Source organism: Mesorhizobium sp. P2_C7, from assembly GCF_056404515.1.
This window is the reverse complement of the sequence record NZ_JBFUDW010000007.1, coordinates 86,594-98,159: the sequence shown is the minus strand read 5'-3', so window position 1 is coordinate 98,159 and position 11,566 is coordinate 86,594. Positions and strand designations below refer to the sequence as shown.

Genomic DNA, 11,566 nt, shown 5'->3' with positions numbered 1-11,566 from the left:
GTGGAGAATCCGTCGCGGAATCGCACTGCCCCTGGACTTGGAGCTCGGTCCAATCCCCTGTCTTTCCTGTCGGCAACACCACCCTTTGGCTTACCCTTGGGCAGATCGTTCGAAAATGTCATAGATACGATCCTCACTCTCTGCGACTCTAAATCCATCCATCGGCTACTCTCAAGCCGCTTTCTCGGTCATACAAAGAAAACGCCATTCAAATATTAGGCAAAGGTCGCCACGGGTTTCCAACGGCAATGGCGGCACACGGCGGGCAGATTGCGGCTCCCATAACGTTCAAGATTCAGAATCAGTAAGCTCTTCGTCGAATCTTGAGTGCTTTAGGTACTCCACGATCTGGAGATAATGCGCGTGGTGTGGACGCGTTCATCCGCTGGAGGCGGCTGGTTTTTGCGACGGAGAAGTAATAGATGGGTGTTATATTGCCAAATTGTGGAGCAATGAATTGGCTGACGAAATCGAAAACACCGCCGGCGCGCTGATCGAGCTTACCGCCGATATCGTTGCGGCCTATGTAAGCAAAAATCCAGTGCCTGTCTCTTCCCTGCCGGACCTCATTGCGAGCATAAACTCATCCTTAGTGCGCATCGGTCAGATCACCGAACCAGAGAAGCCGACCCAAATTCCAGCGGTCAATCCCAAGCGCTCAGTTACTCCAGACTACATCATCTGCCTCGAGGACGGCAAAAGATTCAAGTCTCTTAAGAGGCATCTGAATACGGATTTTGGCCTCACACCCGATGCCTATCGTCAGAAATGGGGCCTGCCAAACGACTACCCAATGGTGGCGCCGAACTATTCGGCTAGTCGCTCTAACTTGGCAAAGTCAATGGGCCTCGGTCGCAAACCAGCGCCTGCGAAAAAGGCGCCCACGAAGCGGGCAAAGGCACGTTAGAAATCATGCAGCCTGCGTTTCGCAAAGGATCGGAAATTGAATAGCAATCGCTATTCTCATCGTCGCCGCGCGCGACCAAGGCGCGGCGCGGAACCAATCGTCCGCAGACGTTTCTTTCCAGATGTGCCCTTGCCCCTGATCCTAGTGATCGTGGTGGCCTTGGCTGCTTACGCCACCCACCATTTTACAGGCTCGGGCGACCAGTTAGGTGGTCTGGATATAGCAAACTCGACCGGGTCGAGACCGGCGCCGATTGTCGGCATAGCATCGGTGGTTGATGGAGACACGATAGAGATCCACGGGCAGCGCGTCCGCTTCAACGGCATCGATGCACCTGAAAGCCGCCAATACTGCAATGACGCGAGCGGACATCAATACCCCTGCGGGCGCCAGGCGGCCGAAGCACTGGCGAATTTCCTTGCGGCTTCGCGGCCTGTCCAATGCACCTTTGTTTCATGGGATCGGTACCGTCGCTTCGTCGGTGACTGTCGGCGCGCGGACGGTGTCAGCGTCGCGTCCTGGATGGTCGAACATGGTCGAGCCTTGGACTGGCCCCGCTATAGCCACGGCGCCTATGCGCCACAGCAAGCTAATGCTGCAACCGCAAAGGTTGGAATCTGGATTGGGACTTTTGATAACCCTTGGGATTGGCGCGAACAACATGCCGAAGCTGCGAGCCCAACCAAAAGCCCCCTTGGGCTTATCAGCCGTCGCCAAGTAGCACAGAGCTACTCATGCCAACCTCGCCGCTTTTGCACGCAGATTTCATCTTGCGAAGAAGCGCGTTGGTATCTCGCCAACTGCTCATGGGGGAGCAAGTTGGATCGAGATAGCGATGGGATTCCATGCGAAGGCGTTTGCTGACCTAGGCCATGCTTTGAGCCATCGCCACTATCAGTCCCTTGAGTGCGCGTCCAGTGTTATGGATTGGCGGTCGGAGCTTCGATGCAATTGCGCGAGTGCCGATAGAGCCTGGCAAAAGGGCTGGCTGACGTTTGTCTTGGAAAATTCCACCAGCTCGTTAAGTCCGGACGGGCTAGAAAACCGCAACCCTTCATAGCGGCAGACAGGGATCTGCCGATTGTCTTTGAAGCGCTTGTCGGGCCCACCGTTTTTGTTTGGGTGAGCCCAGGTGTAGCTCACGATCTCCGCATCGGATGGAACTTTGCCGGTCTCGATAAAATTACTCGGGGCGAATTGGGTCTGCAGATCGGCATATCCGACTGCGCCGTATCGGTTTCCGTCCTTCACCAGCACTAGGTCAGGCATGAAGAAGAGCACCTGCCGACCCACATGGATTGAAGGCGGAGTAACGTTGCTGCGCACAACCTTCGGCAAGGAGCTTTCAAGTGTCGTGGGCTTTTTGTCGACCAGCATGCTGGCCCCGGCATTTCGCTTCCAAGCCGTCAGATCCTCTATCTTGCCGCCGGCAGCGACATGCCATCTCCCTCCGCAGCCGGTGAGAGTTTCGAACGCGCCGACAAGTCGCCCGTAGGCGGCCTCCGCGTCTTTCTCCAGATCGTAATAGAGCACGCTTACCCGGCGGTAGCTGTCAAACCATTTGCCAATGAGCATACCCGGCACAAAGGCACCGATGCCCAGCACCGGTGCGGCACCTCCGAGCTTGGTCCCCACAAGGAAACCTGCAATCCCGAACAGAACCGCGAGTGCTACGGACAGCCGCGTCTGCGATTGCCTGGCATTGATTTCATCGAGCACGTTGGCAAATGTCTCGTCACGCATCTCCACCACATCGCGGGACTCGATTTCTCTCATCACGACGCCGTCAGAGACGTACTCCGGGGGCGAGGATAGTGGACGGGGTTGCGGCGCAGATGGGGTTTGAGAGAGCTGGACTACCTTCTTGGCGCTAGCCTTGCCTAAAGTGCCACGATAATAGAGCCCACCGACGCCGGCGTGGATGTAGTGACCTCGTGGCCCAGTGCCGATGCGGAGGCCCTTCACGCCAACGGAAGCGCCAACCCCGCCGGACGAAAAGTTAAAGCGGAATGGTCCCGCACTGATCGATTTTCGAACGTAAAACCCCATAGCACAGTCCCCCCAAACAACTGCCGTACCGGCTAAGGCGCCAGTGTCTCGTCCCCATTCATGGCTTGGCGCCACCAACCGGCGCCAATTTTGATCGCTGCCGTACCCTTATCTCGATGCGTCTTCGAGCCCTCACATCGCCCATCTGCGCTCCGTCGGTGAGATGATCGCCGGGCAGGATGAGCTGACCACCTGACATCGGCAATATCGTAAACCCCTTTAATGCGGGCATGTCACTGAGCACACTCGTAACTGAAATCGCGCGCGCCAGCCCAAGGCCGGCATTGTCGGCGGGATGGAGTGAGCCGATTTCCACTTTCCCTGACAAGACCGGCTGGAGCCCCTTGTCCATGTTGGAGGATTCGCCCGCCATTGCCTGTTCGTCCGTGTGTCCAATCACCTCAATCACGTCGACACCGTACGAGGTCGCAGTGCCGGCGATTGTCTTCGCAAGATCGCGCAACTTTGTTTTGAACGGATCCGAAAGCTCTGCGCTTCCGGTATCGAAATTATAGCCATCCAGTTCGCTGAGACTAATGATCGGCGGCCAATCGTGAGGTTTTGCTGCTTGCGCCGGCTCTGCAGCGTTCTTGAGCGCATCAGTCAGATCCTGCAGCCCTTTGTCGGTGCCGATGTAACCAAATTCTTTCAAGACCTTCGCCGCATCGATCATGGCCTTGGCCTGATCAACGCTTATGTCGTTGTCCGCAAGGACCTTCGCGACAGGGGCATTTCGCACGACCTCCTCCAGAGAAATACCTGCTTGCTTGACCGACTTAACAGCATCCTTGGCCAGGACCAGCTCGCGCCATTCTTCGTCGGGAACGGTTCCTCCGCTCGCGGGCTGAAACACCGCTTTTATCTGAGCCAGAAGCCGCTTGTTTTCGGCTTCGAGCCTCTGCACGTTTTCCTTGTTTGATTGAGCGGCTCGCAGTGCCTCATCGGTCTCTTTCTGCTTTTTGGTGATGATAGCACCGGCTGCTAGCAGCAGGCAGAACACCAAAAGCAGCATCGTCTCGGCCATGGTCAGGCCCAGTATCAAACCGCGGCCGTAACCCTTGCGCTCGAAGGCGACCGAAGTCCCGCCAGCGTCACTCACCTGCCCCACCAACTGGTTCGCTTAGGCGGTTCCGTTCGTTCGGCGGGAGGCTCGCTTCCCAGAGTTTGGAAAGCATCTGGTTGGGGCTCAGGCTCGACCCTAATCGGTGCGCTCTCGACGGTGTCATTTGCGGCCAGATCTGTCAGTGGCTGTTCGATCGCGATAGGAGCGTTGAGAGGGGGAACAGGCCTCGGCGCGTGAAGGGTTCTTCCTGCCAAGGTTGCGACAAGGTCTCCGGTGTCCTTGCTTTGCTTTTGCACCACTGCAGCAAGCGCCTGGGTCAAGCGCTGTTGCGCTTGGACGCTCTCCGCTGTTTGCTCTGCGGCTGCCACAGCCCTTTCCACACCTGCGGCCACTTTAGCCACAGCATCAACGATGCCCGCCATGCGGGCTTGCTGTTCCTGCGAAGCCGTCTCTGTTTTGACAGCATACTGAGCGACCGCGCTGCCAAGAAGTTTCACCATCGGCGCCAAATCGTTCTTAAGGACCTCATCAGGGACGACAACCTTCTCCAACTTGGTGGCTACGCTGTCGGCCTGTTCACCCAGTCTGCCAACTGAAGAGGACATTGAGCTGTTGGCTTTGTCGAGCAGATCGGCTGCCGCCTCGACGCGCTGCGCGATCGACGAGAACTGACTTTCGATCTGCCCAAAATTATCGCTCAAAGCGTTGCTGAGCTTTCCCGAGGCCTCTTGAACCGGTTTGATCGATTCCATCGCGATTTTATCCAGCGCCGATCTTATGTGCTCTCCGTTCCGCTCCGCTTGAACGGCAATTTCGGCAAAACCCTCCTCCAACATCTGATTGCTGACGCGGCGAAAGTCAGCGAATTCCCTGGTTACACTCTCCATCTCAGCTCTTACACGACGCGTCATATCCGCGAGTTCGTGCCTGGCCGTCCGTTCGATGTCGGCAGGATCGCGGCGCATCTGATTGTAAAAGATCCGCAGAGCAATGCCCGTGATCGTCGACGTCACCGCGATACCAAAGTTCCTCACGATTGTGTCGGTGGATCCTTCGGAACCAAACTGAAACAGCGATACGCCGAGACTCGTCAACGTAAACAAGAAACCCATGTAGTAGAGATTGTCGCCAGTCTGCTCATCGTGGAGCCGCAGCTTGCCGGTGAAGACGGACGCGGCAAGATAGATGAGCATCAGGCATACAGGTGCGCTCGCCGCCATTATCGGGTCTACGCCCGACAGCTTGGCTATTGCGATGAACACACAGCCGCCCAGGGTTAGCGTCGCAAAGACGACAAGGGGCAGGCTCGGATGTCCCAAGAAAGACTCCCCTCGCTTCTTGGCCATCAGTTTAACCCCTCCAACCCTACCAGCTTCTCAAACTCGCCATGATGACCTTGAACCCACCGGGTCCAGAACTCTGCATGTTCGAAAGAGCCAAATGGCTTCTTCGCCCTATCGACATAGAGTATCGTAACCCCCACGCCATCAAGCGATGTCCCGTAGGTCCTGTCAGCCGAACTATCAAGGTACTTCTGATAATCGAGACCCGAACGATATTGTGAGTACAGCGCCGTATGTTCAATCATATCCGACACGACTATTATTCGCTTTGCGGTCTTCTCTTTCGCCAAATCGCTATCGAATAGCGACAGTTTGATTTTTTGAATTCCGGCCATGATTGGAGATTGGCTCGCCGATTCTCCATTGGGAATCTGGTCGGGAAGCTTCGTCAGAGGGTCCTCGAATGCATTTTCCCATTTCTTCTGCCGCCGGGACGGATTGTTCGTCCAGCTGTCGACCGTCGAGCCATCGCCCGGGTTGCATCCATCAAACATCACAGTCAGGTCGCCGGGGGTCGGGCCTAGAGTCAATATCCTCAGATAGCCGCCGGGCTCGACGCGCCCAATGGTCTTACGGAATTCATTCTTCAAATCGGCCATGGTTATTGGCGAAATCGGGTCGGTGGCGTCGATCAAGACCGCCGTCAGGCTTACAGGACCGCCCAACGGGCAATTCGTGCTGGCGTCGATTTGGTCCTTCCCGGATCTCGACCACATCAAAACAAAACCGGCCAGCATCGCAGCCGATAGCGCGGCCAATCCGACTGCTGCCACAATGGTGCCGCCACTGCCATTCTTTCTTCTGCGGCCCCGCCTAGCCATTCACGCTGTCCGGATGAAGCTTGTCGAGATCTCGGTACTGTTCGATCCCGCGCTCGCATTCCAGCCCGATGAGCCGCACCTGAGCGTTGAGTTCTTCCTGCGCGTCACGAATTGAGGCGCCCAGGTCCTTCTCGCTCCATTCATCGTCGGACGATATCAGGGGTTTTATGCGCTCGAGTCTGTAGGGCGTGGCAAAATGTTTTGGCGCTGGCTCTGTTCGGGCCTGGATATTGGCCTCCCTGTACTTTGCGAGAAGCTGGTTGCAGGCTCGCTCTAGCTGGTCTTGATGCTGCGCAAAGAGCGTCAGCAGCCTCGACCGATGATCGATGATCGCCCGATGCTCCCTGCGTCTGCTCCCCAGCCGCTTGACGATGTCCTCCACCTTCTCGTTGTGCTCATCGCGCACCTCTTGCAGCGCCTCGATGAGCTCGCTCTTGCGCTCGATGTAGTCTTCCCTGCGAGCGACCAATCTGTTTTCGACACCCGCATAGCCTGGGTATGGGTCGAGAACGAACCAGCCGTCGATAAACGCAAAGATCGAAAACATGAGACCGATGCCGAACAGAAGCCAGGATTTCACGTCCATAAGGCCAGCCGGATTGGCGAGCATGCTGCGCACGACCTCGACGCCGGCTCCGTCCACAAAGGACCCGCTAACCTCGCGGTAATGCGCAAGCGCCAAGTTTATGGTCAATGCCAATCCGATATAGGCCACAATCGACAGCGCGCCGATCAGCTTCACGAAAAACGATCTGTGGGTCACCAGGCGTGCACAGAATATTGCGAAAAGCAGAGCGGCGCCGATGTTCAAAAACGAGAACGCGGCGGCTTCGAGGAGCCCGCCAAAGAATCCCTGTTCATTTCCTTTCGCAAGGAAATTTCCGTTCATCGCCGTTTCTATGAGGAACAGGAAGATTAGCAGGGAGACTCGGAAAACATGGGCCGCTCCGTGCTGAACCCTCACGGCGCGGACAAGCCCGTGCTTCTGTTTGAACCAGTCGTGTTCCTTCTCTGCATCGTTGAGCGATTTGCGCAAGCCGTGAAGTTCGTCCAGGCCCACTGCGATCGAGGCCTTGAAGTCGGAAACACTGGCGGCGTTCGCCTGACGGATCAGACCAAACTGCTCTTCAAAGTCGAGGCCAGCCAGTCGTCCGGACAGAAGCTGTAGGCTGTCCTCGAGGGTGTGGTGTGCAGCCTTCTTTTCGTCCTCGACCCTCTCGATCACCATGTGCTCAACATCGTCGAAAGTCTTGGCCGCCTTCGGAGGTTGGTTCGCCTCTCCCCGCTGTGTTCCACGACCTGCGAGATCCATTTCGCGATCAATTTTCGCGACATCCAGGCTATTGAACAATTGGGTAGTAGCGCGGAAATCGTGATTTGCGTCCAGCAGAGACTCTCGCAATTTATTTAGTTTTTCGAATTTTGATCCCACTGCACGCCCCCGCACTCAAATTTTCCTACATCAGCCCCCAGCACAAATGGCTTCTATGCACAGTAGAAGCAAAGGGCAACTGCGTCTTCATAATGCTGCGGCCCACTGCTCACGAAACGATCGTCTGATGTAAAAATGAGGGCGATAGCTGCCGTGGCACGCGGGCCTCGGCGAATGAGTAGGCCAGGCAAAACACTCTTTTCCGCCGGGCTTGAGCGCGCATTTCGCCGATGCGACCGCACTTGCATGGAGTTTTTGATGCGAAAACTATGTAGGTTGTGGAGATGACAGACCAAGCCAAAGCTATTGTTGGAAGCCTTTACGGCTTGCTGCGACGCGTTCGCGATGAGAGCGGCACGCTGTTTTCAGGTATCGGGGTCTTGGTCAGTGACACCCCCGATACTCTTCCAACTTTTCCATTGCGGCCTAGTTCTGTCACGCCCCGCAGAGGATCTACAACTGGGGTCTTGAGTTCGATTTCCAGGGACTCCAGCGATCTTCATGACGGATTCCATCTTCTTTCATCGACCTTGGAGATCACCTCGCTGTCCGTGTATTTTTCGCCCCCGATCCTACGATCGGTGGTGATACCGCATCCCACCCTAAGGCATGGCGGACGCTACCTGGCAGCACTGTTCGGGTCGGCGTTGCCGGGCGTTATCGCGGCAGGTGTAGCGAGCACACATTACGGCGTGGTCATTTTCAAAGACGGTATGGAGGTAGCCGCAGATGCCTGATGATAATCGCTCAGAAGAGACCGGACCGCACGGATCGATGATGTTGGAAGCGTTCCCGGCCGTTGGCGGGACTTGGAAGATGGAAATCCACTGGCAAAGGGGTGACCGGATCGGCAAGGTCGATGCAACCGCCATCATTCGTCAGAGCGATTGGGGGATCGACATGCAAGTGTATTCGATCGGCTCGGATTCTCGCACGATCCTCGCCAAGCCTGATCATGATCTGTCAGGACGGCCCGTCATTCATTACATGTACGAGGTTGAACCCAAGGCTATGTGGTCTGACGCAGTAAACCCATATAAGGGTGCGGCGATCCTTCGACTGAATGAGCATACCGGCGAATTGAGTGGGAACTATTGGACAAGCCAGTTGTCGAAAGGCTTTTTCAAACTCAGCCGCGAGTCTCAGGGCGCGGTAGTCGGCCCACAGGACGGTTCTGTGGATGTGTTGTTAATAACCGCCATTGCCGATGAGTTCGCTGAGGCACGCGCTGTGTTTGGCACGCGGGCTGGGTCGCCAGACGGCGTGCCGGAATGGCTACCGCGAAAGACCCATCTCAACGACGACTATCTAGTCGGGTCCTTCCTCGTAGGAAAAGAGGCGCGCTTCAGTATCGCTTTAGCGAGACCGAGTCGCATGGGGTCAGTGAGCACAAGCCCGGTGGCGACAAACCTGGCCAACTATCTCCGACCTAAATGTCTTGTGATGTGCGGGGTTTGCGCTGGCAACCCAGGCGATGTTGAGCTTGGTGATATTGTCGTCTCAGAGGTTGCCTATCAGTACGACGAAGGAAAACGTGAAAAGGACGAATTCTTCAGCGACATCCGCCAGGCGCGAATATCTAAGGAATGGCTTGCGGCGGCGCAGTCTCTCGATCCTCGCGATCTCCCGAGTTTCGGTCATCCAAACGATGGGGAGCGCAGATTATGGCTGATGCACAAGCTCTATCAAGGCTTCGATCCACGAGTGCTGCCAGCACGTAAACGCTATTTTGTCGACGGGGAGTGGTCCGCGACGCTTGTTGATCTAGAGAAGTCCGGGGACCTGACAATAGAGGGGACCTCGATAAAACTGACCGAAGTAGGAAGAAGTGCTGTGGAACGCTCCCTCGTCATGGATGTTGATCCCCCCAAAACCCTACCCTTTGAAATTAAGACTGGCCCAATCGCCAGCGGAAACGTCGTTGTCAAAGACGGCATGACCTGGGACATGTTGAAGCGCAGCGGCGTGCGCACCGTGTTGGGGCTTGAGATGGAAGCTGCCACAATCGGTGAGATCGCAAAGCAGTGTGCTATCGGCGAGTGGATCGTCATCAAGGGGGTTATGGATCATGCCGATCCCAACAAGGCGGACCGTTTCAAGCCGTTTGCGGCGCGTGCGTCTGCCGAAGCTCTTCGGAACTTCTTGATCGGCAGATTCTCAGTCTGACAGAATGCAGGACCACCGAAAGGACATGATCGCGAGGTGAACGGTCCGTCGAGCTTTTCATCTAGGACGCGCTGCTCCGATCTTGCCATCACTCTGATGGTGATCAGTCCACGATAGCCCCTGCCGCTCACCAGACCTAGCGGACTTCCGTCACGTAGCCAAAGCTAAGTTCCAAAACAACATTCGGCCGCAATGCTTCAATCATGACCAACGACCACCCTGTTGCGGCCGCCGTTTTTGGCTTTGTAAAGGGCGACATCAGCGCGCTTTATCAGCGCCGCGACTGTATCCGGCCTTTCGAATACCGAAGACACACCAACGCTGACCGTGACTTCGGTCGTCTTGCCCTCGTGACCGATGGCAAACGGCAGTTGGGCGATCTCGGCGCGAATGTGTTCGGCAACCTTTTCGGCAACCGTGCTGTCTGTGTCCGGCATCACCACTACGAATTCATCGACCCCGTAGACGCATGCAAGGTCGATGCCGCGCACATTCTTGCGGAGTCGGCGCGCGCACTCACGCAGCACATCACTACCTGCATCGTGGCCGTGTGTGTCGTTGACCGACTTTAGAAGGTCGACGTCGGTGATTATCACCGATAATGGTCGCCGGCGGGCCACAGCTCGGTCGAACAGCGTCTGTAGGTGGCTGTCTAAGTAACTTCGGTTGTGCAAACCTGTTACAGAATCGATCACCGCCATCTCGATGCTCTCGGTGACACTGGCGCGCAGCTGGTCATTGTAGCGCTTGCGGCGTACCTGCGTGCGCAGCCGCGCTGTCAGCTCCTGCTGGTCGATCGGCCGCATCACATAGTCGTTAATGCCCAGTTCGAGGCCGCGGATGATACGCCCCTCTTCGCCTATGTCAGCCAGTAGAATGATCGGCAGGAAGCGGGTGCGATCGAGCGAACGCAACTGCGAGCACAGCCGTAGCGGATCGAAATCGGAAAAGGCGGTCGAGATCAGCACACACTCATACGGTGTCTCGGCGGCCTGGAAGAAGCCGGTATGCGGATCGATGGCAATGTCGAGTTCGGCCTTGCCGTGCAACATTTTCTGGATGTGTTCGAAAGAGGATTTGCGCTCGTCGATCAGGAGCGCTTTCAGAGTCGCGCCATCAAACATGGAACTACGGTTCAAAAGCGCCTCGATGCCGATGTCGTGGGTGGTCGAGGCGCGCAGACGCAGTTCATCGGTCAGCGACTTCAACCGGACCAGACTCTTAACCCGCGTCATCAACTGCAGGTCGTTTATCGGCTTAGTAAGGAAATCATCGGCGCCGGCCTCGAGGCCGCGCACGCGGTCCGTAACCCGGTCAATCGCGGTGATCATGACCACGGGGATATGTGAAGTCCCCGGACCACTCTTCAGTCGCTTGCAGACCTCGAACCCTTCTATGTCGGGCATCATCATATCGAGCAGCACAACATCGACCTTGCCGTTTTCACAGGTCTCGATGGCGTCGAGCCCATTGGACGCCGTCAGCACCTCAAAATATTCGGCCAAGAGCCTGACCGCGAGCAACCGCGCATTGGCAGAGATACTGTCGGCGACGAGGATACGCGCGGTCATGACGAACCCGGATTGGAATTGATTGAACACTATCGACTACAATACCAGCACACACTTTACACTAGACCTGCGCTCAGCCAACAAGGTGCTCCCGCGATCTCCTTTGCGGTCGTCGTTAGCTTCCGATTTGAGACAATGGCAGAGCTAACTCTGATGACCTGGATGAGGCGCAGTAAGCCAGTGCGCGAGTGGCTGCGCTACTTCCCTCGCTTTT

Annotated in this window: 10 protein-coding genes and 1 pseudogene; 4 read left to right on the top strand and 7 right to left on the bottom strand. The window is 56.4% G+C overall.

The window, feature by feature from the left end; genetic code table 11:
- Positions 1–457 precede the first annotated feature (457 nt).
- Positions 458–907, top strand: a complete 450-nt coding sequence (locus AC1D2G_RS16255) for a Ros/MucR family transcriptional regulator (RefSeq protein ID WP_477415268.1) — start codon at positions 458–460, stop codon at positions 905–907.
- 36 nt (positions 908–943) lie between these two features.
- A complete protein-coding gene (locus AC1D2G_RS16250; protein WP_477415266.1) occupies positions 944–1,771 on the top strand; it encodes a thermonuclease family protein in 828 nt (275 codons plus the stop codon).
- Between the two features lie 30 nt (positions 1,772–1,801).
- On the opposite strand, the gene AC1D2G_RS16245 is transcribed toward AC1D2G_RS16250, so the two are convergent.
- The 6 genes and pseudogenes from AC1D2G_RS16245 to AC1D2G_RS16220 form a co-directional block, all read right to left on the bottom strand.
- On the bottom strand, positions 1,802–2,683 hold the full coding sequence (locus AC1D2G_RS16245; RefSeq protein WP_477415606.1) for a hypothetical protein: 882 nt from the start codon (positions 2,681–2,683) through the stop codon (positions 1,802–1,804).
- Between the two features lie 126 nt (positions 2,684–2,809).
- A pseudogene (locus AC1D2G_RS16240) lies at positions 2,810–2,956 on the bottom strand (DUF4236 domain-containing protein); the annotation flags it as partial.
- A gap of 58 nt (positions 2,957–3,014) precedes the next feature.
- Positions 3,015–4,055, bottom strand: a complete 1,041-nt coding sequence (locus tag AC1D2G_RS16235) for an OmpA family protein (protein ID WP_477415264.1) — start codon at positions 4,053–4,055, stop codon at positions 3,015–3,017.
- A complete protein-coding gene (locus AC1D2G_RS16230; RefSeq protein ID WP_477415262.1) occupies positions 4,052–5,365 on the bottom strand; it encodes a hypothetical protein in 1,314 nt (437 codons plus the stop codon). The genes AC1D2G_RS16235 and AC1D2G_RS16230 overlap by 4 nt, the downstream gene beginning before the upstream one ends.
- Positions 5,365–6,183: a hypothetical protein gene (locus AC1D2G_RS16225; RefSeq protein ID WP_477415260.1), complete on the bottom strand. Its 819-nt coding sequence runs from the start codon at positions 6,181–6,183 to the stop codon at positions 5,365–5,367. The genes AC1D2G_RS16230 and AC1D2G_RS16225 overlap by 1 nt, the downstream gene beginning before the upstream one ends.
- Positions 6,176–7,630: a hypothetical protein gene (locus tag AC1D2G_RS16220; RefSeq protein ID WP_477415258.1), complete on the bottom strand. Its 1,455-nt coding sequence runs from the start codon at positions 7,628–7,630 to the stop codon at positions 6,176–6,178. The genes AC1D2G_RS16225 and AC1D2G_RS16220 overlap by 8 nt, the downstream gene beginning before the upstream one ends.
- A 269-nt stretch (positions 7,631–7,899) precedes the next feature.
- Between AC1D2G_RS16220 and AC1D2G_RS16215 the strand changes: the two genes are divergently transcribed.
- Complete coding sequence (locus AC1D2G_RS16215) at positions 7,900–8,352, top strand: hypothetical protein (protein WP_477415256.1); 453 nt, start codon at positions 7,900–7,902, stop codon at positions 8,350–8,352.
- A complete protein-coding gene (locus AC1D2G_RS16210) occupies positions 8,345–9,781 on the top strand; it encodes a Cap15 family cyclic dinucleotide receptor domain-containing protein (RefSeq protein WP_477415254.1) in 1,437 nt (478 codons plus the stop codon). The genes AC1D2G_RS16215 and AC1D2G_RS16210 overlap by 8 nt, the downstream gene beginning before the upstream one ends.
- 197 nt (positions 9,782–9,978) lie before the next feature.
- Here AC1D2G_RS16210 and AC1D2G_RS16205 read toward each other — a convergent pair whose 3' ends face one another.
- Positions 9,979–11,352 (bottom strand): PleD family two-component system response regulator, encoded by a 1,374-nt coding sequence (locus AC1D2G_RS16205; protein WP_477415252.1) that lies wholly within the window; start codon positions 11,350–11,352, stop codon positions 9,979–9,981.
- Positions 11,353–11,566 lie beyond the last annotated feature (214 nt).